At 69.3% G+C, this 25,865-nt stretch carries 23 protein-coding genes and 3 pseudogenes; 16 read left to right on the forward strand and 10 right to left on the reverse strand.

What is annotated here, in order from left to right:
• Positions 1-73: 73 nt before the first annotated feature.
• Positions 74-979: a carbohydrate ABC transporter permease gene (locus tag ACGFZQ_RS45060; RefSeq protein WP_393845358.1), complete on the reverse strand. Its 906-nt coding sequence runs from the start codon at positions 977-979 to the stop codon at positions 74-76.
• Between the two features lie 10 nt (positions 980-989).
• Positions 990-2,261 carry an ABC transporter substrate-binding protein gene (locus tag ACGFZQ_RS45065; RefSeq protein ID WP_393845359.1) on the reverse strand — a complete coding sequence of 424 codons (1,272 nt, stop codon included), beginning with the start codon at positions 2,259-2,261 and terminating at the stop codon, positions 990-992.
• A gap of 214 nt (positions 2,262-2,475) precedes the next feature.
• Between ACGFZQ_RS45065 and ACGFZQ_RS45070 the strand changes: the two genes are divergently transcribed.
• From ACGFZQ_RS45070 to ACGFZQ_RS45095, 6 genes are all read left to right on the forward strand, one after another.
• On the forward strand, positions 2,476-3,450 hold the full coding sequence (locus ACGFZQ_RS45070) for a LacI family DNA-binding transcriptional regulator (protein WP_393845360.1): 975 nt from the start codon (positions 2,476-2,478) through the stop codon (positions 3,448-3,450).
• Between the two features lie 300 nt (positions 3,451-3,750).
• A complete protein-coding gene (locus ACGFZQ_RS45075; protein ID WP_393845361.1) occupies positions 3,751-4,218 on the forward strand; it encodes a hypothetical protein in 468 nt (155 codons plus the stop codon).
• Positions 4,219-4,761 carry an RNA polymerase sigma factor gene (locus tag ACGFZQ_RS45080; RefSeq protein ID WP_393845362.1) on the forward strand — a complete coding sequence of 181 codons (543 nt, stop codon included), beginning with the start codon at positions 4,219-4,221 and terminating at the stop codon, positions 4,759-4,761.
• Positions 4,748-5,377 (forward strand): hypothetical protein, encoded by a 630-nt coding sequence (locus ACGFZQ_RS45085; protein ID WP_393845363.1) that lies wholly within the window; start codon positions 4,748-4,750, stop codon positions 5,375-5,377. The genes ACGFZQ_RS45080 and ACGFZQ_RS45085 overlap by 14 nt, the downstream gene beginning before the upstream one ends.
• A gap of 156 nt (positions 5,378-5,533) precedes the next feature.
• A complete protein-coding gene (locus ACGFZQ_RS45090; protein ID WP_393845364.1) occupies positions 5,534-6,520 on the forward strand; it encodes an Ig-like domain-containing protein in 987 nt (328 codons plus the stop codon).
• 97 nt (positions 6,521-6,617) lie between these two features.
• Positions 6,618-8,291, forward strand: a complete 1,674-nt coding sequence (locus tag ACGFZQ_RS45095) for an esterase-like activity of phytase family protein (protein WP_393845365.1) — start codon at positions 6,618-6,620, stop codon at positions 8,289-8,291.
• 115 nt (positions 8,292-8,406) lie between these two features.
• Here the strand turns inward: ACGFZQ_RS45095 and ACGFZQ_RS45100 are convergent, their stop codons facing one another.
• Positions 8,407-9,210 carry an SDR family NAD(P)-dependent oxidoreductase gene (locus ACGFZQ_RS45100; RefSeq protein WP_393845366.1) on the reverse strand — a complete coding sequence of 268 codons (804 nt, stop codon included), beginning with the start codon at positions 9,208-9,210 and terminating at the stop codon, positions 8,407-8,409.
• Between the two features lie 125 nt (positions 9,211-9,335).
• Between ACGFZQ_RS45100 and ACGFZQ_RS45105 the strand changes: the two genes are divergently transcribed.
• Complete coding sequence (locus ACGFZQ_RS45105) at positions 9,336-10,241, forward strand: LysR family transcriptional regulator (protein WP_393845367.1); 906 nt, start codon at positions 9,336-9,338, stop codon at positions 10,239-10,241.
• A 32-nt stretch (positions 10,242-10,273) separates the two neighbouring features.
• Here the strand turns inward: ACGFZQ_RS45105 and ACGFZQ_RS45110 are convergent, their stop codons facing one another.
• Both ACGFZQ_RS45110 and ACGFZQ_RS45115 read right to left on the reverse strand, forming a co-directional pair.
• Positions 10,274-10,861, reverse strand: coding sequence for a hypothetical protein (locus tag ACGFZQ_RS45110; protein WP_393845368.1), 588 nt, complete (start codon positions 10,859-10,861; stop codon positions 10,274-10,276).
• 275 nt (positions 10,862-11,136) lie between these two features.
• Positions 11,137-13,107, reverse strand: a complete 1,971-nt coding sequence (locus ACGFZQ_RS45115; RefSeq protein ID WP_393845369.1) for a protein kinase — start codon at positions 13,105-13,107, stop codon at positions 11,137-11,139.
• Positions 13,108-13,676: 569 nt separating this feature from the next.
• Here ACGFZQ_RS45115 and ACGFZQ_RS45120 point away from each other — a divergent pair.
• From ACGFZQ_RS45120 to ACGFZQ_RS45130, 3 genes are read left to right on the forward strand one after another with little or no spacing between them, the layout of a single operon-like run.
• The gene (locus ACGFZQ_RS45120) at positions 13,677-15,092 is read left to right on the forward strand and encodes a cytochrome ubiquinol oxidase subunit I (RefSeq protein WP_393845370.1); all 1,416 of its coding nucleotides are present in this window, start codon (positions 13,677-13,679) and stop codon (positions 15,090-15,092) included.
• A complete protein-coding gene (locus tag ACGFZQ_RS45125) occupies positions 15,089-16,078 on the forward strand; it encodes a cytochrome d ubiquinol oxidase subunit II (RefSeq protein WP_393845371.1) in 990 nt (329 codons plus the stop codon). Before ACGFZQ_RS45120 ends, ACGFZQ_RS45125 begins: the two co-directional genes overlap by 4 nt.
• Positions 16,079-16,094: 16 nt before the next feature.
• Positions 16,095-17,501, forward strand: a complete 1,407-nt coding sequence (locus tag ACGFZQ_RS45130; protein WP_393845372.1) for a S8 family serine peptidase — start codon at positions 16,095-16,097, stop codon at positions 17,499-17,501.
• A gap of 93 nt (positions 17,502-17,594) precedes the next feature.
• Here ACGFZQ_RS45130 and ACGFZQ_RS45135 read toward each other — a convergent pair whose 3' ends face one another.
• On the reverse strand, positions 17,595-17,744 hold the full coding sequence (locus tag ACGFZQ_RS45135) for a hypothetical protein (RefSeq protein WP_393845373.1): 150 nt from the start codon (positions 17,742-17,744) through the stop codon (positions 17,595-17,597).
• A gap of 154 nt (positions 17,745-17,898) precedes the next feature.
• Here ACGFZQ_RS45135 and ACGFZQ_RS45140 point away from each other — a divergent pair, with 154 nt between their 5' ends.
• Complete coding sequence (locus ACGFZQ_RS45140) at positions 17,899-18,270, forward strand: nuclear transport factor 2 family protein (RefSeq protein WP_393845374.1); 372 nt, start codon at positions 17,899-17,901, stop codon at positions 18,268-18,270.
• Positions 18,271-18,634: 364 nt separating this feature from the next.
• Here ACGFZQ_RS45140 and ACGFZQ_RS45145 read toward each other — a convergent pair whose 3' ends face one another.
• From ACGFZQ_RS45145 to ACGFZQ_RS45155, 3 genes are all read right to left on the reverse strand, one after another.
• Positions 18,635-19,207: a hypothetical protein gene (locus ACGFZQ_RS45145; protein WP_393845375.1), complete on the reverse strand. Its 573-nt coding sequence runs from the start codon at positions 19,205-19,207 to the stop codon at positions 18,635-18,637.
• A gap of 154 nt (positions 19,208-19,361) precedes the next feature.
• Positions 19,362-19,817 (reverse strand): DUF1153 domain-containing protein, encoded by a 456-nt coding sequence (locus ACGFZQ_RS45150; RefSeq protein WP_393845376.1) that lies wholly within the window; start codon positions 19,815-19,817, stop codon positions 19,362-19,364.
• Positions 19,818-19,965: 148 nt separating this feature from the next.
• Positions 19,966-20,562 carry a hypothetical protein gene (locus ACGFZQ_RS45155; protein WP_393845377.1) on the reverse strand — a complete coding sequence of 199 codons (597 nt, stop codon included), beginning with the start codon at positions 20,560-20,562 and terminating at the stop codon, positions 19,966-19,968.
• 516 nt (positions 20,563-21,078) lie between these two features.
• Between ACGFZQ_RS45155 and ACGFZQ_RS45160 the strand changes: the two genes are divergently transcribed.
• Positions 21,079-21,723, forward strand: a complete 645-nt coding sequence (locus ACGFZQ_RS45160) for a dihydrofolate reductase family protein (RefSeq protein ID WP_393845378.1) — start codon at positions 21,079-21,081, stop codon at positions 21,721-21,723.
• Between the two features lie 666 nt (positions 21,724-22,389).
• On the opposite strand, the gene ACGFZQ_RS45165 is transcribed toward ACGFZQ_RS45160, so the two are convergent.
• Positions 22,390-23,049, reverse strand: a complete 660-nt coding sequence (locus tag ACGFZQ_RS45165) for an SDR family NAD(P)-dependent oxidoreductase (protein ID WP_393845379.1) — start codon at positions 23,047-23,049, stop codon at positions 22,390-22,392.
• A 352-nt stretch (positions 23,050-23,401) separates the two neighbouring features.
• Here ACGFZQ_RS45165 and ACGFZQ_RS45170 point away from each other — a divergent pair.
• From ACGFZQ_RS45170 to ACGFZQ_RS45185, 4 genes and pseudogenes are all read left to right on the forward strand, one after another.
• A pseudogene (locus ACGFZQ_RS45170) lies at positions 23,402-23,557 on the forward strand (IS5/IS1182 family transposase); the annotation flags it as partial.
• Between the two features lie 335 nt (positions 23,558-23,892).
• A pseudogene (locus ACGFZQ_RS45175) lies at positions 23,893-24,385 on the forward strand (nucleotidyltransferase domain-containing protein).
• A gap of 288 nt (positions 24,386-24,673) precedes the next feature.
• On the forward strand, positions 24,674-25,432 hold the full coding sequence (locus tag ACGFZQ_RS45180; RefSeq protein ID WP_393845380.1) for a hypothetical protein: 759 nt from the start codon (positions 24,674-24,676) through the stop codon (positions 25,430-25,432).
• 38 nt (positions 25,433-25,470) lie between these two features.
• Positions 25,471-25,581, forward strand: a pseudogene (locus ACGFZQ_RS45185) (IS5/IS1182 family transposase); the annotation flags it as partial.
• Between the last annotated feature and the right edge of the window lie 284 nt (positions 25,582-25,865).

Genomic DNA, 25,865 nt, shown 5'->3' on the forward strand with positions numbered 1-25,865 from the left:
CCGCGCGGTGCGGGTACGACCGGAGGCGTTGTGGTCCGCCTCCGGGCCATGGGCCGTTGCGAAGTCGACGTGCTCACAGGTCCACCTCCCGGCGGCGCAGCAGGGCGGTCACGGACAGCGCGATCACGATCGAGACGACGAGCAGGAGCATCGCGACGGCCGACGCATAGCCGTACCGGTCGTCCGTGAAGGCGAGCTGGATGATGTAAAGGGCGGTGGACTGCGTGGAGTTGGCCGGGCCGCCGGAGGTGAGCACCGCGATGATGTCGTAGAGCTTCAGCATCGTGATCAGCGAGATGGTGACACTGATGGTGGTGCCCGGGGCCAGCATCGGGAACGTGATCCGGCGGAACCGCTGCCAGCGGCCGGCTCCGTCGACCATCGCGGCCTGATACAGCTCCACGGGGATCGACTGGAGAGCCGCCAGGTGGACGACGGTGGTGAACCCCGTCAGCACCCAGGCCGCGACGATCCCCACGGACAGGACGGCCAGGTGCGGGCTGCCCAGCCAGGTGATCGGCTTGTCGATGATCCTGAGCGAGACGAGGACGTTGTCGAGGATGCCGTCCCTGGCCAGGATGTAGCGCCAGACGTAACCGACGATGACACCGGACAGCACCTGCGGCAGAAACGCGACGGTACGCATCATCCGGAAGCTCAGCGACGTCCTGTTGAGCAGCATCGCGAACCCGATGCCGACGGCGTTGGCGACGATCGTCACCGCGCCGGCCAGCAGCAGGGTGAAGCCGAGGCTGTCGGCGAGGGCGCTGTCGTGCGCCATCTCCTGGTAGTTGGAGAGGCCGACGAAGTCGGCGCGCGCCAGCAGCGGGTTCTCGTTGGTGAGGCTCTTCCAGGCGCTCATGATCACGGGAGCGACGATGAACAGGACGTACAGGCCAAGCGCGACGAGCGCGATCGCGCTCAGGGCGGGGTCGCCTCGGCGTCGGCGGACTCGGCTGGTCATGGTTGGAGAGGTCATGGCCGCGTCCTTACTTGGTCGCCGAGTCCCAGGCGGTGTCCAGCTTGGCCAGCTGTCCGTCGACGTCGTCGGACGAGAACAGCGCCTGACTGGCCGCGTAGAAGGCGTTGTTGAGCCCCGAGGGCATGGAGTCGTCGTTGGTCGCCCAGCCGAACGCCGAGACCTTCGTGTTCTGTCGGGTGACGTAGGAGTAGGAGTCCTTGAAGACCTTGGTGACGTTCACGCCGTAGTCGTCCAGGGTCTTGCCCTTGAGCATCGGGAACGCGCCGTCGCCCTCGATCAGCGCCTTGTAGTTGGCCGGGTCCAGCGACCAGGCCTCGGCGAACGCGGTCGCCTTGGCCGGGTCCGGAGTCTTGGCGCTGATCGCCATGGAGCCGCCCACCGAGAACGGCACCACGAGCGACCCGTCCTCGGTCGGGGTGAGGAAGGCACCGAAGTCGTCGGCGTGGTCCTTGGGCACCGCACCGAGGAACCAGCTGCCCATCATGTACATCGCGGCCTTGCCGGACGTGAAGTTCGCGATGGAGTCGGCGTACTTGACGCCCAGGGCACCGTCCTCGAAGTAGCCGTTCTTGACCATCGTCCGGTACTTGCCCACCGCCGCCTTGACGTTGGCGTCGGTGAACTTGACCTTGCCGGCGTAGCGTTCCTTCAGCCAGTTCGGGTTCTTGCCCAGTACGTCGGCGGAGAGGATGCCGACCAGCGGCATCGACGCCGAGAACGGATCGCCGCCGCCCAGCTCGACCGGGGTGACACCGGCGGCCTTGAGCTTGGCGCACACGGCCATGAACTCGGACCACGTCTTCGGAGGCGCGGCGATGTGGGCCTTGGCGAACAGCTTCTTGTTGTAGAAGACCTCGGGGATGATCTGCGAGTTGGTCGGCGGGATGTATACCTTGCCCTTGTAGGCGTTGCCCAGGGGCAGCAGGAAGTTGGCGTTCACCCACTTCTGGTCGTACGGCTTGAGCAGCCCGGCCGTCGCGAACGTCGACGGGGTGATCGACTGGAGCAGATCCGGGAACTGGCCGGAGGCCTGCAACTGCTTGGCGTACGCGTCCCGGTCCGTGCTCGGCGCGACGATCTTCTTCACCGTGACGCCCGGGACCTTCTTCTCGGCGCCCGCGATCGAGGTGTCCCAGAACTTCGAGGTCAGGCTGGGGGTCTCGAAGGTGAGGTAGGTCAGGGTGCTGCCACCCTTCGCGCCCTCGGTCGACGCGGCGGAGCATCCGGTGAGGGCGAGCGCCGCGGCGAGGCAGACAACGGTCGGACGTTTGCGCCTCATGGAAGTCTCCTGACGGAACGGTGCGGCCCGAGGGAAGGGGCGGACCGGACGGGATCGACGCCGCGGCATCCTTCGGGATAACGTTATCCCGAGGATAGAAGCGCGTTGCGGGAATGTGTCAAGGGCCGGTCTGATATCGGTCCGATGTTTCGAGGGGAGCTGCCGGATGACGCGAGCACGGCGTGACAGCGGGGGACGGCCCAGGCGCCCGACGATGGTCGACGTCGCGCGCGAGGCCGGGGTGGCCCTGCGCACCGTCTCCCGGGTGGTCAACAACGACCCCACAGTGGGGCCGGAGTACGTCGTCAAGGTCGAGGCCGCGATCACCGCGCTGAACTACCGCCCGGACGACCGCGCCCGCCAACTGCGCACCGGTGTCACCGGAACGATCGGCGCCGCCGTCCGCCGGATCGCCGAGGTCAACCCCGAACTGGCCGCCATCGAACGGACGGCCCGGGACGCGGGCCTGACCCTCTTCGCCGCCTCCACGGACTTCGACGAGACCAGGGAGCGCGACGTCCTGATCTCCATGTGCCGGCAGCGCCTCGACGGCATCATCGTCGAACCGTTCGGCGAGAACCACGCCTACCTCCAGCCCGAACTGGACGCCGGCGTGCCGCTGGTGGCCATGGACCGCCCGATGAGCGGGGTCTCCGTGGACTGCGTCATGTCCGACAACGCCTCCGGCATCGGCATGGCCTTCCACCACCTCCACCAGCACGGTCACCGCCGCATCGCCTACATCGGTGACAGCGAACGCGTCTTCTCCGGCCGGGAGCGCGCCGTGGCCTTCCGCGCGGCCCTGCGCGCCCACGGCGAGGCGGTCGAAGGCCTGGTGCACCCCGGCGAGATCACCCCGGAACGCGTGGCCGCCGCCCTGGACACCGCACTGCACGGCCCGGACCCGGCAACCGCCCTGGTCACCGGCAACATGGACACCACACTCGCGGTCCTGCGGCACCTCGGCCCCAAGGCGGCCTCCCGCCTGGCCCTCGTCGGCTTCGACGAAGTCCCTCTGGCCGACCTCCTGCAACCCGCCCTCACCGTCGTCGCCCAGCAGACCGCCGAGATCGGCCGGACCGCCGTCGAACTGCTCCGCGCCCGCATCGCCGACCCCGGCCGCCCGGTGCAGTCGGTGATCGTCCCGGTCACCCTGAAGGTCCGCGGCTCGGGCGAGGTGCACGCCTGAGGTCCGGGGTGACAGCGCCGTCCGGGCCTCTTGGCGCATACGGAGAGGCGTGGGGGCACCGGATTGCACGCGCGATAACGTTATTCGACATGAGTCGGTGAGCGGCCGCGACGGGCCGGTGGACGGCCTTCCGGGCCCGCCGGCCGGGGGACCCGTGTTCCGTCACGATTCGATGACGAAGGTCCGTGGGGTGTGCGCCGGGCGGGTGCCTGTGGCGTGGGGGTGGTGAGACGGCCGTGAGGCTCGCCCCTGTGGTCCAGGCCGTCGGACCCATCCTCCAGGACGAACAAGGGATCGACTATGCAGCAGCGCAGATGGGGATTTGCCGCCGGCGGCGTCGTAGGCGTGGGTCTCTGCGCCGTGTTGGCCACGACGGCGCTGGCGTCGTCCGATCACGGAACCGAACCCCAGGCCGTCAAGCAGTCGCAGACGAGCGCCGCGAAGCCGGAGGCGTCCTCCGGCCACAAGCCCGTGGCGGGGAACACCAAGCATTCTCGGACCACCACCACCCAGAAGACCGCGAAGACGAAGGCGTCCTCCGGCGACGGGACCAAGCCCCAGAAGTCCGAGGAGAACCGACTGCTCCTGGAGATACAGAAGGAGATCAAGGTGTCGACCGTCGGTCCGACCGCCGCCCAGGTGGCCAGGGCCGACAAGTTGGTCGGGCAGTTGAAGGCGGAAGGCAAGGCCACCGCCGCGCAGCTTGCCTGGCTGGCGCTGACTCCCGCTCAGAAGCGCGTGGAGGCGGCACCGGTGGGCACCGTCTGAGTGGAACGTAAAAGCAATGGTGGCCGAGGGCGGCGGGCCGACCTGACGGGCTTCGAGGACTTCTACCAGTCGGCGTACGCGCGGCTGGTCGGTCAGTTGTTCTCGGTCACCGGCAGTCTCGAGCAGGCCGAGGACGTCGTACAGGAGGCTTTCATCCGGGCCCTGGACCGCTGGCCCCGGATCCAGGCCTATGACGTGCCGGAACTGTGGGTACGCCGGGTGGCGATCAACCTGGCGGTCAGCGATATCCGGAGGTTGCGCCGACGTGCCGCGGCTCTGCTGCGCCTGGGTGCCCAGCGCTCGCAGCCCCAGCTCACGCCGGAGACGGTGGACGTCGCCGAGATGCTGCGCCGGGTGCCGATGAACCAGCGCCCTGTGCTGTTGCTGCATGACGTGCTGGACCTGCCGATCGAACAGGTCGCCGAGCAGTTGGGCCTGCCGGTGAGCACCGTGCGCGGCAGACTCGCCCGAGCCCGCGCGAACCTGGCCCGCCACCTCGCCGCCGATCCGGAAGGAGCCCTGTCCCGCCATGGCCGAACCTGAGCGCAGGCTGCGCGATCTCGTCGAAGAGGGCACCCGGGCTTCGCGGCAGCCGCCGGTCGCGGACCTCCGGCGCCGCGCCCGGCGCCGCCGCGCCTTCCGCGACGCCGCGACGGTGGCGGCCGCGGCCATGGCCGTGACCGCCACGGTGGTGGCAATCCTTCCCCTGGCCGGCTCCGAGCGTTCCGGAACCGGCCTGCCCGGTCCGACGGCGCCCAGCACACTCGAGTCCAGCGTTACCGAGCCCGCCAAGTCCCTGGTCGCCTCGCCGTCCGAGACCGTGCCCGGCGGCACGATCACGCTCACCGGCACCGGCTGCGCTCCGGGGAAGAAGGTGTCGTTCGGAATCCGCTGGGACCGCGGTGCGAAGCTGAGCCTCTCGATGGAGGAGCAGAAGGCGCAGGCACAACCGCAAGCGACCGCCACGGCCGCCGGGTCGTACAAGCTTGCCTCGGCCAACGCGCTCGCCACCGGGTCCTTCGAGGCCACGGTGACGATTCCGGCCGCTACCGCCGTCAACCGACCCACGCTGTGGGCGCAATGCCAGAGCCCGACCCGGGCCGCTGCCTCGGCCCATCGAGTCACCCAGTACGTCTCGATCGTCGTCCACAGCGCCTAGCCGGGCCGCCTCGGGGCACTCGACAGCCCGAGGTCCGCTCCGAATCTTGAGACATGCTTTACGTGAAACAGGCAACTGCGGGCCATGCCATCACTGTCTGACAGTGAGTCGGAGTCGGGCCCTCAAGGGCCGAAGAACGAGAGAGCGGGGCAGACCGTGGGGCGGCGCAAGGGCAGCATAGGGATCGCACTCGTCACGGGCATGATCGTGGTGGGTGCGAGTGCCTGCGGCGGGGGCGGCAGTGACAAGGCGAGCGGTGACGACGCGAAGGCGTCGGGGAAGCCGAGTGCGAGCGCCTCGCCCACACCGACGAAGCCCGCGGGCCCGCCGATGCTGCTGGACACGATCACCCCGCAGACGGGTACCACGGTCGGTGTGGCCATGCCGATCTCGGTGATCTTCACGAACCCGGTGGCCGCCAAGGCACGGGCCACGGTGGAGAAGCACATGAAGGTGAGTGCCTCACAGCCGGTGGCCGGCGCCTGGCACTGGATGGGCGACAGGCGCGCCGACTGGCGGCCGAAGACGTACTGGCCCTCCGGTACGACGGTGAAGATAGACGCCGACATGAAGGGCGTCAGCAACGGCAACGGACGCTACGGCGTGCATGGTTACACGCACACCTTCAAGATCGGCGACGATGTGCGCGCGGACGTCTCGGTGACCAACCACACCATGAAGGTGACCCGGAACGGCCAGACGGTACGCACCCTGTCGATCAACGCGGGCAGCGCCGAGTACCCGACGTGGAACGGCACGATGGCCGTCATCGACAAGCAGGAGAAGGTCCACATGACCTCCTGCAGCGTCGGCATCAGCTGCGACAAGGGCAGCCCCAACTACTACGACCTGACACTTCCCTGGGACGTCCACCTGACCCAGTCCGGCACGTACGTGCACTACTCGACCGGCGACCCGAACCCGGGCAGCGGCAGCGCCCGCGGCTCGCACGGCTGCGTCCACCTGTCCATGTCGGACGCCAAGTGGTTCTACGGCCAGGTCAAGCAGGGCGACCCCGTGACCATCACCGGCTCGCCCCGTGCCAAGGCCCCGGCCGACAACGGCTACGCCGACTTCAACCTGGGATGGGACCAGTGGCTCGCGGGCAGCGCGTCGGGGGAGCAGACGACGGCGACGCTCTGACGCACTGAAACCCCAAGGACGAAAACAGGCCAGTTTTGAACTGATGGTTCACCGGAAGACGACCCAGAGTTCATCACTGACCTACAGGTTCATGGGTATGACCTCAAGACCTCGCTTGCGCAAGCGCACCCGGATCGGCATAGCGATCGCTGTCACCGTCGCCGTGGCGGGCACCGGCACCGTCGTGGCCCAGGCCCACGGCTGGCTGTCCGCCCCGGCGCACGACTTCGACGCTGCCGCCGATTCCTTCACCGGCCACGACAAGGTGACGGGCAACGTGCTGCGCAACGACTCCGGCGCGACCGCCGTCGTACGGCACACCGACCCGTCCCACGGCACGGCGACGGTCAACGCGGACGGCACGTTCACGTACACACCGAGCTCCGGCTTCAAGGGCACCGACACCTTCACGTACACGGCGACGGACGCCGTAGAGCTGTTCAAGGACACCCAGCCGAACGGCGCCCCGCTGCCCTCGCTCGCGACGGTCGCCGGCCCGGGCGGCACCACCACCCAGATCTCCGGTGAGGGCTACGGCTCCTCGCTCGCCCCGGTACCGGGCAAGTCGGGCTACTTCTACGGTCTCACCGACCGCGGCCCCAACGCCGACGCCCCGGACGGCAACAAGTCCGAGATGCTCACCGACTTCATTCCGCAGATCGGCGAGTTCAAGCTCGTCAAGGGCAAGGCCGAGCTGGTCAAGAAGGTCACCCTGAAGGGACCGAAGAGCCTCGGCGGCGTGCAGTACAGCGGCCGTCCGCCGCACGACACGAGCGAGGTGATCGACGACGTCACCGCGACGAACGCCAACGGCGGCACTCCCACGCCGGTCGCCCGGGATCCCTACGGCTACGACTCCGAGGGCCTGGTGGCGCTGCCCGACGGCACGTTCTGGGTCTCGGACGAGTACGGTCCGTACGTCACGCACTTCGACCGGAACGGCTACGAGCTGGGTCGGCTGACCCCGTACAAGGACAGCCAGGACAACGCCTACCACAAGATCCTCGGCTACCTGCCGGCCGAACTGGCCAACCGCCTGAAGAACAAGGGCATGGAGGGCCTGACGGTCACGCCGGACGGCTCGACCCTGGTGGGCGTCATGCAGGCCGCGCTGCAGCAGCCGGATCTCGGCAGCACCAAGGCGTCCAACCTCGCGCCCACCCGCATCGTCACGATCGACCTGCGCACGTTCCAGACCAAGCAGTACCTTTACCTGCTGGACGACCCGGCCACCACGGGTGACGCCAACAGCGAGATCACGGCGCTGTCCGACACGAAGTTCGTCATCGACGAACGTGACGGCAACTTCGAGCCGTTCGCCCAGAAGTCCCTCTACGAGGTCGACATCAACGGCGCGACCGACGTCAGCGGGCTGACGATCGGCGGCAAGTCGCCCGAGGCGTTCGTCGGCAAGGTCGGCACCAACGCCGCGCTCACCGCACTCACCGGTGCCGGCGTCCAGGTCGCGCAGAAGCAGCCGTACCTCGACGTCGGGACGCTGGTGAGCCAGCTCGACCCCAGCGGGAAGTTCTTCGCGCACGACAAGGTCGAGGGCGTCGCCACCGCGGACGCCGGCAAGACGCTGTACCTGTCGAACGACGACGACTTCGGTATCGACACCATCGCCGTCGACCCCGACGGGAAATGGACCGTCCACCAGAAGGTGCTGCCGGCCACGGGTCAGACCGACAACGGCGAGATCCTGAAGGTCGACACCACCAAGTTGCCGGCCGTGCTCAAGACCGTCACGGTGACGATCCGCGTGAAGTGACGCACGCAGCCCCCCGCCCCGGGCCCGTCCGCTCCGGTGGACGGGCCCGGGGCGGGAACGGGCCCGACCGGACCGTGAGCCGCTGGTGTGGCCGTCATGTCGGCGGTGCCGGCGCTCACCCGAAGGCGGCCAGGGACACCGGCTGCCACCGACGCCAGGTGCTCAGCCGCTCCTCGTAGAGTTCGGCGACGTCGGTGAAGGACTTGCCGAGGAAGATCCTCAGCGGGGGCTGGTCCGCATCGACGATCCGAAGGATCGCGTCGCGGGTGGCGCGCGGGTCGCCGACCTCGAAATCCACCGCAGTGGCCGCGTGGACTTCGGCGTAGTCCGGGTGCCGCTCACTGTGCCGTGCACCGCGGGCCAGCCAGTCGGTGGCATAAGGCCCGGGCTCGACGTTGGTGATGTGGATGCCCAAAGGCGCCACCTCCTGCGCCAGGGACTCCGACAACCCCTCGAGAGCCCATTTCGAGGCGTGATACGCACCGATGCCGGGGAAGGCCCGGACGCCGCCCTCGCTGGTCACCTGCAGGATCCTTCCCGAACCCTGGGCGCGCATCACGGGCAGAACGGCCTGCGTGACCCACACCGCGCCGAAGAAGTTGGTCTCCATCTGAGCCCGGAGTTCGTCTTCGCCCAACTCCTCGACCATGCCGAAATGCCCATAGCCGGCGTTGTTGACCGCGATGTCCAGCGAACCGAAATGCGAGCGGGTACGCCGCACTGCCGCGTACACCGCCGCCCGGTCGGTGACATCGAGCCGGAGCGGCAGCACCGCATCCCCGTATCGCTCCGCCAAAGGGGTCAGTCGGCTGACGTCCCGAGCCGTCGCGACCACGTGGTCGCCGCGTTCGAGCGCCGCCTCCGCCCACTCGCGGCCGAAGCCGCTCGAACTGCCTGTGATGAACCACGTCTTCGCCATGATGGGTGCTCCTTATGGGCGGATTGCCTGCTGTCGCTCCTTCATCGTGCTGCTGATCGAGATATTCCACCAGCGATGGTCTGGCACAGAAGACATGTCATTCCGGAATGTGTCAGCATGGCGGCGTGGCCGAGTTCACCCTCACCGGCCTGCGTGTCATCCAGGCCGTAGTCGACACCGGATCGTTCACCGCCGCGGCCGACGCGCTGGGATACACGCAGTCGGCGGTGTCCCGTCAGGTGGCGGCGATGGAAGCCGCCGCGGGCGCACCACTGTTCGTCCGGGGCGCCCGCGGGGTCGCTCCCTCCCCGGCGGGCCTGCTGCTCGCCCGCCGGGCCGCGACGGTCATCAACGAGATCGATGCCGTCGGCACAGATCTCGCCGGGCTGCAGGACCACCTCACCGGGCGAGTCGTCGTCGCCGCGTTCCCTTCGGCGGCCACCGTGCTCGTCCCCAGGGCACTGGCCCGCCTCCGTCACGACCACCCGGGGCTGATCGTCGAGCTCGGCGAGGCGTCCTCACCCACGCAGCTGCGCCAGCTCCGCGCCCACCGCATCGACGTAGCGGTGATCGCCGTGGGACCGGACCTGCCCGCCTACGACGTCGAGGGGCTGCTGCGCGACCTGCTCCTGGACGGCGGCCTCCTGCTCGCCGTGCCCGCGAACCACCGGTTCGCCGGCCGCGGACCCGTCCCGCTGACCGAGCTGAGAGACGAATCCTGGATCGTCGGCAAGGGTCTCCGCGACGACCCCCAGTTCGGTGCCTGGCCAACCCTCGACCACCCACGGATCGCCTACGCCGCCCGCGAATGGCCCACTCGCCTGGGTCTTGTCGCCGCCGGTCTCGGCATTGCCGTACTGCCCGAACTCGCCGCCGCGGCGGTCCCCACCGGCGTCCGCACGGTCCAGGTCGACGACCCCGCCTGGCTCGGCCGAGCCACGGTCGCCGTCACTGCCCGCGATCGCTCTCCCGAGGTGACGGCCACCGTGGAAGCGCTCCGCCACGAGGCCGCACAACTTCGCGCGACTTGATCCCCGGCTCGCGGCCTGGTCCGCCTCGTCGCTCAGACCCGCCAGTGGTAGCCCAGGGAGGAATTCACAGCGACGGCGTAGGTGAGATACATGAGCCAGCCACCGGTCAGGATATGGAACAAGCCCAGTCCGCGTTCGCCCAATTTGACGCCGATGACGGAGAAGAAGTGACAGAAGTAGATCACGAAAAGTCCCACGAAGAGGAGGCCCACCGGCCAGTCTCCGGCCCTGAAGAACACAGTGGCGCCCATCGCGGAGATCACCATATAGGCGACGCACATACCGGCGTTGGTTCGCGCCTCATTGCCGCGATAACGGTTCCAGCCCATCGCGAACCAGTGGATTCCGTATGCCGAGAAGGCCAGTGCGGCCATGTACAACGGCGGTGACTTGGTGAATACCTCGAACCAGCTGAGCCCGATGAAGAGGATGAGTCCTGTGACGAACTGACACATGCCCGGCAGCCATATTCCCCAGACGCCGAGAGCCCGGTCCGTCTCATCACTCTGCGGCGGATATCCGAACAGTTCGTGCGGCCCGTAGACGAGGTATCCGGTACCGAGACCGAAGAATCCGAGGGCCAAGGGCGGATAGGCTGATGGATCGAACACTACGTCCATGTTCTCCTCCTTCGAAGGACGGAGGGCCGGCTCCTGTGCTTCCCCGCGCTTCCCGTCCCCAGGGCGTGCTGCGGGTCATACGCGCACGCTCGCATATTTTTCCACGCGATAATCCAGCCCGCCACCTGGGTACCTGGCCACAGCCTATTTCCGCTGCTTTTCGGACCTGGCGACCTTGAATTCCCCGAATGCGGTTGCTCGTCGGCGGCGGTGGGGCGTGCTGCCACAGCGCCGGGCGTACAGGCCCCGCCCACTGACGCGGCCGACGGGGTAGGTCAGGACCAGTTCCACACCTGGTTGCTGCTGCCCGCGCAACCGAAGCCCTGGACCTCCTGACCGTCCTGTCCCGAGGTGTAGGCCTCCGCGTCCAGGCAGAACCCGTCCGGGACGCTGACCAGCGTCCCGCCGCCACCGAGACGCCACGTCTGGGCGCCGAGCCCGTCGCAGCTCCGCGCCTGGACTTTCTGGCCGTTCCGGCCGGTCGTGCCGGCGTCGGCGTCCAGGCAGAGATGGGTGCCCTGATTGACCACGCGGTACTCGGCGTTCTGGTCGGCCAGTCGATACAGCGCCCACTTCTGACCGGCCGTGCCCTTGCATCCCCATACCTGGACGTGCACGCCGCGGGTGTCGAGACATCGGGCGACCGTGACGGCGTTGACGCTCTCGGACACGGTGACCGAGCCGTCCCGGACCGGCCCACGGGGCAGGTCGTACAGAAGCTTCTTGGTCCCCGCGTCGGCCTTTCCGTCGACGGTGAGCCCCGCCTCGGTCTGGAAGGCCCTGACCGCGGCGAGGGTCTCGCCGCCGAACCTGCCGTCGGCCGGCACATACAGGCCGTGACCGGCGAGGAGGAGCTGCAGGGACTTGACGCAGTCGCCGACGGCCCCCGAGACGATCTCGGTGGGGCAGGTGGCGGCGCGGAGATCCGGGGTCCCCGAGCCCTGTGCGTCGGAGTCCACCGTGGCCGCCGTACTCGGCGACTGCTTCGCCGCCTGGTCGGTCTTCGACGCGGTGGGCGCGGGTGTGCGGTGCGAACTGCCGGGTGTCGAGGCCGGGGTGTACGTCACGGTCACCGACGTCTCGGGCCCGGAACCCGCCGACGCCGGGGCGTGGTCGTCGCCCTGCCGTAAAAGCGCCACGGAGACGGCCGCGGCGACCACGACACCCGCTGTCGCGGCGGCGCCCACCATCAGCTTTCTTCGCCCCTGCGGGGAAGCACCGGCCGCGACGGTGCCGACGGGCGGGTCCGCGGGCGGCGGGGAGGCAGGGGCGGCAGGCAGCTGGTCAGCGAAGGGCGTGCTCTTCGCTCTCCTCGGCGCGGACCGGGACGGCCGTCCGGCCGGGGCGGGCAGCTGGTGCCCGATGGCGGTCCGGAACACCGTCTCCGGCGACGGACGTCCCTCGGGATCCTTGTCCAGACAGGTGCGGATGAACACGCCCAGTTCCGCATCGACCGCCGTCACCTTGTCGAGGACCTCCTCCCGCGGCGGGTCGAAGGCCACCCGGTGCAGGACGTCGACCCCCGTGCCCTCCCCGAACGGCGCCTGTCCCGTGACGGCGTAGGCGAGGGCCGAGGCCAGCGCGAAGACGTCGGAGGCGGCCGTCACCTCTTTGCCCCTGACCTGCTCGGGGGACATGTAGGCGGGGGTCCCCACGTTCTGGCCCGTGGCGGTGATCGAGGTACCGTCGGTGGCCTGGACGACACCGAAGTCGATGACGCGGGCACCGTCGGCTGCCAGGATCACATTGGACGGCTTGAGGTCACGGTGGACGATCCCCGCGCGCCAGATGGCCTCGACCGCACGTCCCAGGTCGGCCAGCAGTCGCCACGCCGCCGTCGCCCCGATCGGGCCACGGTCCTCGACGAGCTCGGCGAGCGTGGGCCCGGGGACGTACTCGGTGGCGACCCACACCAGGTCCTCGTCGCAGCCACTGTTCAGCAGCCGTACGATGTGTGCGCCCTGAACCCGGTCCAGCGCGCCGACCTCGCGCTCGAATCGCTTACGGAACTGGGGATCCTCCGCGTACTCGGGCCGGACCACCTTCACCGCGGCCAGGCCGGTCCCCCCGACGGTGTCCCGGCCCAGATAGACCCGCCCCATCCCGCCACTGCCGAGCACCGACATGAGCGCGTACGGTCCGACCCGTACGGGGTCGTTCTTCCGGAGCGGGGTCGGAGGCGGGGGTTCCATACCGGCCGCCGCGTAGGCGAGCGAGTGGGACCGGCTGAGATGGGGGTCGAACATGGGAATCCCGGTCTCTCGCGTGACATGTGGGACGTGTGTGACTTAGGTCGGTCAGCGCGAGAGTATCGCAACTTCCTTGGCACAATTGCGAGTTGGTGTTCGAATCAACCGTGCGCCGCGCAGCCCGGCAGGGCCGTCGCGAAGGGCCGGGCATGGCGGGACCGTGGCCCGGCACAGCACGTGCTGACGAACTGTGCGGTGGTACCGGCGGAGGCTGTCACCGCCGGAGGCGTACCGGCAGGGAAGAGATGATCACCAATGCCGCGCGCCCGTTGGTGGTGCACGTGAAACCGGCTCGGCCTCGTCCCCTCGCCGTTTCGGCTGATTGGCACTCGTGAGATGGCACCAATGGGGGAAACGGCGGCGGCGCCGGGTGTTTCGGCAAGTGGGGCTCCAGGCGCTGACTAGCATTCGCGAGATCCATCGGCCGCTACGGGCGACCAGCATGTCCGCCTACGGCGACGAGATTCGACGAAGCTTCAGTGTCTGTTCTGCCTGATTCCCCACGGCGGTGAGCACGTGACTGACGCGCGAGTCGTCCGCCGCTGTTCGAGCCGGAAAGAGAATTCATGCTGTTGTCCGCGCTGCTGGCAGCCGCCGACCCGCCACAGCTTCTCCCTGCGCGTGAGCAGATGGCGTTCACTCTGGGCTTCCACGTCGTACTGGTGCCGTTCGGCGTCGCGTTCACCTTCATGATGCTGGTCTGCCACTACCGGGCGCTGCGCCGTGACGACCACGAGGCGCTGCTTCTCGCGCAACGCTGGTCGAAGGTGGCTGCCGTGCTGTTCGCGGTCGGGGCGGTGTCGGGAACGGTGCTTTCCTTCGAGTTGGGGCTGCTGTGGCCCGGGCTCATGGGCCGGTACGGGGCCGCGTTCGGGTTCCCGTTCGCCTACGAGGGGCTTTTCTTCTTTCTGGAAGCCGTGTTCGTGGCCATTTACATCTACGGCTGGAAGAGGCTGCCACCGTGGCCGCACTTTTTCACCGGCGTGGCGGTGACCCTGGCGAGCGTCGGCGGAACGGCTTCCGTCATCGCGGCGAACAGCTGGATGAACCAGCCGGCGGGCATCGTCGTCAGCCATGGGCGTGTCGTGCAGGTGTTCCCGTCCAAGGTGTTCTTCAACGGCGCGTTCTGGTGGGAGATGGTGCACATGCTCCTGGCGGCGTACATCGTCGCGGGGTTCATGGTCGCGGGGGTGTACGCGTGGGGCCTGCTCAAAGGCCGCCGGGACCGCTACCACCAACTCGGGTTCCTCGTGCCGTTCACGGTCGGGTCGATCGCCATGCCCTTGCAGTTCCTGGTCGGCGACACGATCGCCCGCCAGGTCTTCAACAGGGAGCCCGCCAAGTTCGCCGTCATCGAAATGGTCCCCGAGACCGGTGACCACATCCCCGAGACGCTCGGCGGCATCTTCGTCGGCGGCAAGGTCCGTTACGGCATCCCCCTTCCGGACGTGGCGTCGATCCTCGCGGGCTTCAGACCGTCCACCACGATCAAGGGCCTCGGCGCCATCCCTCCGGCCGTGCGCCCCGACGACGAGGTGGTGAGCGTCGTGCACCTCGCGTTCGACGTCATGGTGGGAACCGCCTCGCTGCTGTTGCTGATGGCGCTGTGGTTCGGCTGGCTGTGGTGGCGGCGTCGCGAGGTCCCGGTGAATCGCTGGTTCCTGCGCGGTGCGTCGGTGTGCGGACTGCTCGCGCTCCTGTCGTTGTGGAGCGGCTGGGTGGTGACGGAGGTCGGCCGGCAGCCGTGGACGGTCGTGGGGCTCCTGCTGACGAGGGACGCGGTCACCACGGTGGGCAATCTGTGGCCGCTGTTCGCCACGGTCCTCGCCATCTACCTCTGCGTCGGGACGGGCGCGGTGCTTGTCCTGCGGGCCATGCATCGTCGCTGGTTGCGCGAGGGTACCGAGGCCGTCGCGGTTCCCTATGGTCCCGAGCCGGTGCCGGCGACGAGCGAGCGCGGCTTCGGAGCTGATGACGTATGAGCACGCTGACCGCAGTGGTCCTGTTCATCGGCGTGATCGCCTACGCCCTTTTCGGGGGCGCCGACTTCGGGGCCGGATTCTGGGATCTGACAGCCGGTGGCCGTCGCCGCGGCCGCCCCGAGAGGGAGTTGATCAACCTTTCCATCAGCCCGGTGTGGGAGGCCAATCACACCTGGCTGGTCTTCATCCTGGTGATGATCTGGACGGGATTTCCACAGGCGTACACGGCCATCACCACCACGCTCTACATCCCCCTGGGACTGGCAGCGCTGGGTATCGTGGTGCGGGGCGCCGGCTTCGCCTTCCGCCACGCGTTGACGGGCGGCCGGGGCGAGGCGGTCGCCGGTGTCGTCTTCGCCTCCTCGTCGGTGGTCACACCCTTCTTCTTCGGCGCCATCGCCGGCGCGATCGCCTCCGGCCGTGTCCCCGCGGCGGGGCACGGTGCCCCACTGTCCGGCTGGCTCAATCCGACGTCCGTTCTGGGCGGCGTACTCGCCGTCACCGTCTGTGCCTACCTTGCCGCCGTGTTCCTCACCGGACAGGCCCGGCACCGGGCGCAGTCCTCCCTGGAAACGGCCTTCCGCCACCGCGCCGTCGGGGCCGGCGTCGTCGCGGGACTGGTGGCGCTGGCCGGCGTGTTCATCCTGCATGCGGACGCTCCGCGGCTGTTCCACCAGCTGAGCCGGGTCGGCGCGCCGCTGCTGGTCGTCTCCGCCGTGTGCGGTCTGGCCGCGCTCCTTCTGCTGCGCGGGGGCAGCCCGCCCGTCGTCCGTACTCTTGCGGCCATCGCGATCGCCGCGGTCGTGGCGGGCTGGGGGATCGCGCAGTATCCCTACCTCCTGGGCACACATCTGACCATCCACCAGGCGGCGTCCCCGTCGGCCACCTTGTGGCAACTGTTCGTGGTCTCCTGCGTGGCGGCGGTCCTGGTCGCGCCGTCGCTCCTGCTGCTCTACATCCTGCAACTGCGGCGCAAACTCGGCTGACGGGGAGGCACAATCCGTGACGACCACCACCGGCCCGAGGCCCAGGGCCGCCGCCTGCGCGGCCCTTGTCGTGCTGAGCGCCGTAGGCTGCGCGGGCAACGGCGGCAGCGGTGCCGAGACGCTCCGGCGGACGGCGCCGGCGAGTGCCTCCCCGTCCGCGACCGTGCATCCCTTCCCCCGGGTGCCGACTGTGGCCGAGTGCCGCAAGGTGCTCGGTTCGCCCTGCTACACGCCCGATCTGGTCCGTAGGGCCTACGGCATCGACAAGCTCAACTCCTCGGGACTGACCGGCAAGGGCCGTACGGTCGTGGTCTATGAACAGGTGGTTCCGGACACGCTCGGGAAGGATCTGGAGACCTTCAGCCGGGCGATGAAGCTGCCGGCACCCGATCTGACGGTCGACCGCTACGACCCGGCCGGGCACATCGCCCCGTTCGACCCCGAGAACTCCCAGATGGCCGACGTCGCCATGGAGGCCACCCTGGACGTGCAGATGGTCCACATGGTCGCTCCCGACGCGAAGATCGTCGTCACCCAGATCGGGCTGCCCGCCGCTGTCTACCGTCCCGCTCCTTCTGCCGCTCCCACCGGGGAGACGGCCGGACAGGCCGCCGAGGGCGCGGTGTTGGGCGCCGAACTGATCCTCGACGGCATCGCCGAGAGCGTGACCCGGCATCGTCCGGATGCGATCTCGATCAGTTTCGGTGTCGAGGAGTACTCGGCGGCCGGAAACAGTGGCCTGCCGGCCCGGGATCTCACGCGGTTCAGCGGTCTGCTGGCCCGGGTCGTGGCCGGCGGCGTCACGCTGGTCGCCAGCGCGGGTGACTCCGGTGCCGCCCCGCCAGTCGGCCCGCACGGCAAACGGGTCAGGTCGGTGTCCTGGCCCGCGTCCGACCCCAGCGTCCTCTCCCTCGGTGCGTCCCGGCTCCACCTTGACGACCAAGGCCGGCGGACCGGCCCGGACACCGTCTGGAACGACCGGTTCGGCGCGACCGGCGGCGGCCCTTCCCAGACCTTTCCCCGCCCCGCCTACCAGGACGGCGTCGGGGACCGGGTCGGCGGTCGGCGCGGCACACCTGATGTCTGCATGGACGGTTCGGCCTCCGGTGGCACCCTGGTCTACCAGGGCTTCCTGCCGGCGGGCGCGGGCTGGCTGCCGGCCGGCGGCACCAGTGAGGCGGCCCCCATGTTCGCGGCGGTGGTCGCGCTCGCCGACCAGAGGGCGGGAGCCCGGCTCGGTGCCGTGCACGGCGCGATGTACCGGCTGGAGTCCGTTGCCGCCGGCGGCATCGTCGACATCACCATCGGCAACAACGGCCCGGACGGGTACCAGGCGGTCAAGGGCTACGACATGGCTTCGGGACTCGGCACGGTCGACGTATCGGCCTTCGTACCGAAACTCGTTGCCACGGCCACCGGCTGAACCGCGCGGCACGCGACGGCGGCAGGCGGAGGCCGCACACCACCGCGCGTCGAAGACGACCGGCCCGAGGACCTTGATGCCGGCCCGCATGTATCAGGGAGCGATGCGCGTCATCTCGGTCTTGGCGGGGCCCGCGTTGACGACGCCGGCGGCGAGTCCGGGTTCGGCGTGGGTGACATGGGCGGTGCCGAACAGCCGGGGCGTGTACCGCGCCTGATCGACGAATCGTTCGGATCGGGTCACTCGTCCAGATCCCCGAGCCGCGCAGGCGGAGGCCGACGAGGTCGCTATCGTGCCGCTCAACGGAGCCTCGCAACCAGAGGCGACAAGGCATTTCCCGGCCCCCTGGCAGCACGCCTGACCGGTGATCCCGGCCGGCGCGACCCGAAGGACCGCCATGACCAACACCGTCGCCGACCTGATGCGCCGCAACCTCCTCGACGTCTTCAACGAGCCGGATCCCGAGCGCCGCGGCGCGGCCATCGCCGAGACCTACGCCGAGGACGTCGTGTGGCACGAACCCGACCGCGTCGTCCGAGGCCGCGAGGCCCTCGACGAGCGCGCCACAGAGCTCCGTGCGCAGGCCCCGGACTGGGTCTTCCACCCCGACGGCCCCGTCTCCGTCAACGACGACCTCGGTCACCTCGGCTTCCAGTACGGTCCGGCCGGCCAACCGCCCGTTGCGACCGGAATGGACATCGCCCACTGCAAGGACGGCGTGATCATCGAGCTCTACACCATCGTCGCCGAAGTCGGCCAACCCTCCTGAGGCGGCGCGGATCTTTCCGTCCCCCGGCGGCTTTCAGCATGGGGATCGCGGAGACGGCGCTCGATTTCGCGGTGGCGGGGGCCGTGCCGCGTCCAGGCCCACCAGGCGGGGTGTTCGCGGTGCAGCCAGCCGGTCCAGGTTTCCCTGCTGCCGCCGGAAAGGACCTCGCGGGTCACGTGCGGCGGAGGGACCGGCGCCGCGCCGGTGACGCCCACCGCCAGGATCCGCACGTTGTCCGGGCACCTTGGGGGGAGGGCTTCCTGCCGTGGGGCGCCGCGGCGTCGGTTCGGCGGCGTCCTGTTTTCGTCGCGGCGCAGAACAGCCGGCCGGCGGCGTGGCCCTTTTCCTGTCAGGGCAGGTGCCGTCAGCGGGGGGTACCGCCCGTGCCGCCGCTTCCGCAGCCGAGCCCGAGGCAGATCCCGCCGCGGCCACCGGTGCCGCCCGTGCCGCCGCGGCCGCCGTCGCCGGTGCCCGCCGCGGCTCCGCCGGTACCACCGGTGCCGCCGTTGGCGCTGCCGGCACAGATCCCGGCGCAGATCCCGCCCGCGCCGCCGGTGCCGCCCTGGCGGCCCGGCGCGCCGGTCGTACCGGTGCCGCCGTTGGCGCTGCCGTTGCACAGTCCGGCACAGATCCCGCCCTGGCTGCCATTGCTCCCGTTGACGGTTGCGTTGCAGTTGCCCGCGCACACCCGGTCGCCGATCCGCACACTGCCGTTGCTCCCCTTGATGTCGCCGAACCGGCCGCTGCCGAACAGGCTGCCGCCGCCCGGCCGGGCGCTGTCAGCGGGAAGCTGCCGGGCGGTCGCCATGGCCGTATGGCTCTGCGGCGCCGGTGCCGCCATCGCGGCCGGCGCGCCGACCGCGCCGGCCGCGATGGCGGCGGTCAGGGCGGTCGAGACCGTGACACCGAGACGGACCTTCCAAGAGCGCACACGCATGGCATTCCTCTTTCCAGAGAGTTATTTCCCGTACTGCGGTTTCCGCTGTATCGAATAAACCCGGTCATGGGTCTCGTCGTCACGGTCCGCGGATTCGGGGCTTGACAGGAACGTCCCGGCCCGCACCGGGCCGGGACGTCGGGGGAAAGGTTCTTCAGGAGCCGAAGAGGGAATTCAGTGCCATCAGTGCGGCCCAGTCCCCGTCGCGGAACTGCTTGTCCCACGTGTCGAACTCCTTCTCGGAGATCTTGTACTTCTTGATGACGTCGGCCTTCTTCGCCTGCCCCGATTCCACGGTCAGCATGATCCGCATCTTGTCCGTGCCCGTGAGATCCGACTTGGGCTTGTCGGGCAGATCGCCGAACGTGAAGCAGCCGATCCGGCCGGGCTTGCCGGGCTCTCCCGGCTGACCGGGTGCACCGCCCTTGCCGCCTTCCCCGCCCTTCCCGCCTTCCCCGCCTTGGCCGCAGTGGGACGGGTCGGCCGGGGCCGTCTGGCTGGTGCCTGTGGTGACACCCGGCGCCGCCTGGGCGGCGCACGCGGTGCCAGTGGCGAGGGCGACCGAGGCCACCGCCAGAACGAGCGGACGCTGCCAGCGAGTTGTGGACATGAGGGCTCTCCGTTTTCCTTGATCGAGATTGTGGTTCTGCGGGTGCCGCGCCGGGTGCCCGGCTGCGCACACTGGTCAATGGGGTGCGGGCGTGGGGGCCGGGGGACGGAGGCCGCGCGGGTCTCCGTCCCCGACCGGGGAGAGACGGTCAGAAGATGCTGCCGCCGCCGGCGCCACCGGCGCCGCCCAGGCCACCGAAGAGGACGCCGAGCCCGCCCGCGCCGCCCTTGCCGCCGTTGCCGCCCTGGAAGACGCCGAAGCCTCCGTTGCCGCCCCTGCCTCCGTTGCCGCCCTTGAGGATGCCGTCGCCGCCGGTGCCGCCGGAGCCGGCGCTGCCGCCGAACAGGCCGGTGCCACCGTCGCCGCCGGTGCCTCCGTTGCCACCGACGACACCGTCACCGCCGCCACCGCCGCCGCCACCGCCACCACCGGACAGGATGCCGTCGCCGCCCTTGCCGCCCTTGCCTCCGTCGCCGCCGGTGCCCAGGACGCTGCCGCCGCCGGAACCGCCGGAGCCCCCGCCGCCGCCGATGAAGCCGCCGCCTCCGGCACCTCCGTCACCGCCGGCGCCGCCGCCGTGGACGAAGCTCACGACCTGCGAGGCAGGCATCGGAGCGGCCGTCGCGGCGGACGCGGGAAGGACGATGCCCCCGGTGATGACCGCAGCCGAGGCGGCGAGTGTCGCAAGGCGGAAGCCCCGGCGCTTGGAACGGACGTTGCTCGTGGTGTGAGAAGTACGGGTCATGGGTTCTCTCCTATCGATACAGGGGGCTTTTCTGTCTGCCCCGGAAATCCCGGACGATGACTGGCGGACCGCTTTTACCGGACGGTCGTACCGGGCCATTTCGCGGTTTCGGTGAAAGAGGAAACCCTCTTTGAGGATTTCCGTCCTGTCGACCTGCCTCGTTTGTTCTCCGGATTTCTTCTCCGGCGAGGCCCGCACTTCAAGTAGGCCCTGCGGGCACCGCACGGTCACGTTCCGAGGGGTCGTGACTTGACCCGGTGGGATGAATCGGGTAAGGCGCGTAAAGGGACTCCGTGCGGTGGTCCTGGGATACCGCGCCGCGGGAACGGTCGGGTGGTCGCGGCGGCCACCCCGATGCCGTCCGTGTCCGCCACAGCCGCACCACCGGCGGGGCCGCCTGCTGATGTGCCCTGGAAAAGACTGCGGGCCGCTGTCGATCCGGCCGCGTCCCGTTCGACGCCATGATGTGCGGCGCCTCGCCGCGCGATGACGCGACAGGACCTGACGAGGAAACACGTGGATCAACTGCTGAGAGTCATGAACTTCAACGTCTCGGACGACGGAATCGGTGCCGGTGAGCACCAGAGTCTCGAGCGGCCGTTCGGCGTCGACCACCCCGAGAGGCTGTTCGCGTGGGCCGGGGCCACGGCGAGCTGGCCCATGCGCACGGATCCTGGCGGGAGCCGGGGCCTGGACGACTGCTTCACGCGAGACTTCGCCCGCAACATCGGTGCCGAGATCATGGGCCGCAACAAGTTCGGGCCCCAGCGTGGGCCCTGGCAGGACCAGGAGTGGTGCGGCTGGTGGGGGGAGGAGCCTCCGTTCCGTACGCCGGTGTTCGTCATGACCCACCACGAGCGTCCGTCGTTCACGCTCTCCGACACCACGTTCCACTTCGTCGACGGCGACCCGGCGGAGGTCCTCGCACGGGCGCGGGAAGCGGCACAGGGCATGGACGTCCGACTCGGCGGCGGGGTCACCACCATCCGGCAGTTCCTTGATGCCGACCTCGTCGACACCCTGCATGTGGCGGTCTCGCCGGTGAAGCTCGGGTCCGGACTACGGCTCTGGGCGTCCCCCGACGAACTGCTCGACCGGTTCCACCTGGAGATCGTGCCCAGCCCGAGCGGCGTGAGGCACCACCTGTTCTGGCGGAGGTGACGCGAGGGCCCACACGGGTTGAGGCTGCGACCGCGAGGGGGGCGTCCGTCCCGTCGGACGCCCCTCCCGTCACGGATGCGGGCAGGTTCCCCGCGTCGGACGGCGAGTCCTTCGCGTGGCGGGCGGGTCACGCCCTTGGTGCGGCGGCAGGTCGCCGGCCGCCGGTCGGGCTTGCCCTGCCTCGCCCTGCAGGAGCCCGCGATGGGCCGGGTCCCCAACGGTCCCAACCCGATTGGCCCGCACCCTTCGCAAGACGTTCATCGCCTATCGGGAGAACGCGCCGGGCCGTTTCACCCAGGGCGGCATCTCCGGCGGGAACGCCATGGCCGTCGCCTTCGACCTGGTACCCATCTCGGCATGGGCCCGGGGCCCCGGCTGTCCGGCGTGCAAAGGCTTCCGGCATTCCGCCCGGTACGGTGCGGTGGTCGGGCTGTCGCTCTTCCTGGTCCGCCCGGACCGCGCACCCCCGGCGCGTCGGCCGAGGCCGTTCCGCCCGCCGACGGCGCGACGGCGGGTACCGTGCCCGCCCGCGCCGCGACGTGGTTGGCGCTGGAACGAGCCGTCGACTACTCGGCCGACAAGGGCGCCCTGATACTGCTGACCAGCTACAAGACCGCCTTGGCGATCAGGTGCCGTGGCCGGGCGCGGCTGACCGGCGGCACGCAATCAGGTGTAGAGGAGTTCGGCCTGCCACTGGTCCTGCGGCTGCTGATGCAGGTTCAGGTAGGCCGCCGCGAGCATGTCGGGGGAGAAGCGCGGGTTGTCCCCACCGATGGCGCCACCGATCGCCACCGTGGTCACGTGCACGTCGGAGCCTTGCTGCTGCTTGTGGAGAGACTGGACGTATGCCCGGAGCGCCGCCTTGCCCACCGACAGAGATGTGACCGCGGGCGAGGGGTCCAGAGCCAAACCGCCACCGGTGAACAGCAGGCTCCCTCGGCCGTCACGCAGGAGCGGAAGGACCGTCCGGGCCGCGACGACGGCTCCAGTGACGTTGACCGCGAGAGTGTGTGCAAACTCCCGTGCATCCAGCCCGGTGGGCGTGTCAGGGCTCATCACGGCCACGTTGTACACGAGCACTTCCGGCGCCCCGAGCTCGTCTGCGGCACGCGTGAGCGCAGCCTCCAAGCCTTCGGGATCGGCTGCATCCGCCGAGTAGGCGCGCGCTGTGCGGCCCTCGGTGGTCAGCTCGGTCGCGTACTTGTCCAGGCGCGCCGCGTCGCGCCCGAACAGCGCCACAGGGTGGCCGTCCCTGGCGAAGGCCTCCGCAAGGGCCAGGCCGAGGCCGGGGCCGACTCCGATGACAAGCGCGGATCCCTTGGTCATGATCTCTACTCCTTCTACTGAGTGTTGATATAGGCGCGACAACGCGCCGACCGATGTCGCCACCAAGGCCGGCGAGCCTGGCGGAGCCCGGTCCGACGTAGCCGCCAACAGCTCGGGTGATGAGCTTGTTCCGCTTTTTACGGACGGCGTTGGTGTGGTGGCCAGGCCGAAAGTGCGGTCCCGAAGCAGACGGCGGTGACCGAGGCTTCCGGGAAGCCTGCGGAGTACCCGTCGGCCGGCGTCCCGCTCGCCACGGGAACACGCGACGTGACGGCACGTCCGCCCGCCTCGGGGTGGGCCCGCAGCCGGGCTGGGGTGAGTCTCAACCGGCCTGATCACCAGGCTGGCGGTCATGATGGCGATGGTGGAGCGGCTGGTTCTGGATCGGCTGTGGGAGGTGTTTCAGCGGGTGGTCCCGGCCGCTCCGGTACGGCCCCACGGCGGTGGCCGACACCGGTATGGGGACGGGCAGGTGCCGACAGGCATCGTGTTCGTGGCCACGACGGGCCGGCACCGCGGTGAGCACCGCGACGGCGGCACCGTCCGCCGCTGGCCGACCTGTTGGCGCCGACATGATGCGACCGCCTTCGTCGGAACGACCATCACGGCCACCTGGAGTACGACGCGATCCAGTTCGAGACGGGCGTGCCGAGACCACCTCGGACAGGGTCCGCAGGCGGCTGGCGGCTTCCCCGGCGCCGCAACGAGGTCCGAGGGTCCGGTCCAAGCAGCCGGGCGCTGAGTGACGACCGCAGCGGACCTCCCCTGCACGGGGCTCGCTCTGCCTCTTCCGAGAGAAATCGTTCGCTGTCGACTGCTGACACTTCTAGCCTGCGTCGGGTGATGACAGCTGATGACGTGTCGTTCGTCCTGACCCTGTTGCGGCGGGCGGGGGCCGACGTCTGGGTCGGTGGCGGATGGGGGATCGACGCTCTGGTCGGCGAGCAGACCCGAGACCATCGCGACCTGGACTTGATGCACCGGCAGGACCAGGAAGCCGACGTGCTGGCGGCCCTCTCCGCCGCAGGTTTCGTGGAGAGTCTGGACTGGAGGCCCATCCGGTTCGTCATGACGGCTCCGGACGGCCGGGAGATCGACCTTCATCCGCTGGTCTTCAGGAATGACGGCTCAGCAGTGCAGGCGTCACCCGAACCGCAGCCCCCCCTTCGCCTATCCCTCCTCCTGCTTCGTGACAGGCACCATCCAGCAGACGCCCGTCCCGTGCTTGTCCGCCGAGCAGCAGGTCTACTTCCACCAGGGATACGAACCATCGGAACGCGACCGGCACGACATGGCACAACTCCGCCGTATCTTCGGGATCGCCACCCACTTCTGATCCACGTCGAAGCGGTGTCAAGACTCACCGACATGCTCGCGCTCCCGGAGCATCAACCGATACCAGAACTCATCGGCATGCGCTGTTACTGATCATCGGCATAGCCACGTTAACGGCATTCTTGACCTCTCCAAATGCCCTATTGCATGGCCCGGCTGGGCGCTAGAGTCCAGACGTGCGTTGATCTCCCGGGCGGCAGCCACGTGCAGCCGCGGACGGTGCAGGGCGTCTCGTAACGGGGTCGCCCCAGCAGGCATACCCGTCGTCACCTCACCGGAGATCCACACCATGACTGCTCAGCAGCCTCTCACCTACGACGCGTTCGTCGAGCTCGCTGCCGCTGATTCAGCCGTCGTCGGCCTCGTCCTCAAAGGTTCCCAGGCCCACCACGGCATGATCACCCCGTACTCCGACCACGACCTGTACGTGGTCGTTGCCGATGGTGCCAGGACCGACCTGACCCGGCTCGCGGGTCACCGCAGCGCCGAGCTCGATCTCGTTGTCGTCACTTTCAGCGAGTTCTGCGGGGCCGGGTTGCCTGGCTGGGAACGCTATGCCCTCGCCCGTGCTCGGATCGTGCTCGACCGGCTGGACGGAGGCATCGCTCGCATCCTTGCCGACTGGGGCCGACTGGATGCCGATGAGGCGTTCCGGGACTCTGGCGGATGGCTCGACGCCTACGCCAACTCTCTCTACCGCTCCGTCAAGAACCACCGGGACGGCCGGGCTCTGGCCGCCCGTCTCGACGCGGCCGACAGTATGCGGCTCCTGCTTGAGTTGCTGTTCGCTCTCAACCGTCGTCCCCGCCCCTACAACAAGTACCTGGAGTGGGAGCTCGCCCGGTACCCGCTGCCGGGCTGGGACACCGACATGCTGCTCCGTGCCGTGGACCGCATCTCGGCAAGGGGCGACGTAACCCTGCAGCGGCACCTGTTCGCCCTTGTCGAGAAGGCGGCCCGAGACGCCGGACATGGCAAGGTGCTGGACGCATGGGGCGACGACCTTGACTTCATGCGACCGAACGAGGCAGACAGCGACACTCCCTGAGCTCTGCCCTGGTGTACACGGCATCGGAGCCGCCCTGGATGGCTGCATTCGCTGGGCTGAGCCCGCGGCAGTCCACCGAGTTGATCAGCGCCCTGCGGCGCGAGGGCGCCGATCCGGTCAGCGGCTCCAGGCCACCATCCCGGCCCTTGACGGGAGGACCAGCCGACCCAGGGAAAGGAAAGCCATGCGTGAACACTCCGACGATCGAGCAGTGAGTGACTGGTGCATGGAACATCTGGGCCACCCCGTTGCCCAGCCTAGTTTCACGGCGGGAAACCTGTCCGTGGTCCACGGCCTTCGGCTGACGAACGGCCGCGAGGTGGTGCTGAAGATCCGCGACGACGATGCGCGGCTGGGAGCCTGTACCTGGGTGCAACGCAGGATGTGGCAGGCGGGCTTCCCGTGCCCCGAGCCATTGACCGGTCCGTTGCCG

This window comes from Streptomyces sp. NPDC048254 (assembly GCF_043201895.1).
In the GTDB taxonomy this organism is placed as follows: domain Bacteria; phylum Actinomycetota; class Actinomycetes; order Streptomycetales; family Streptomycetaceae; genus Streptomyces.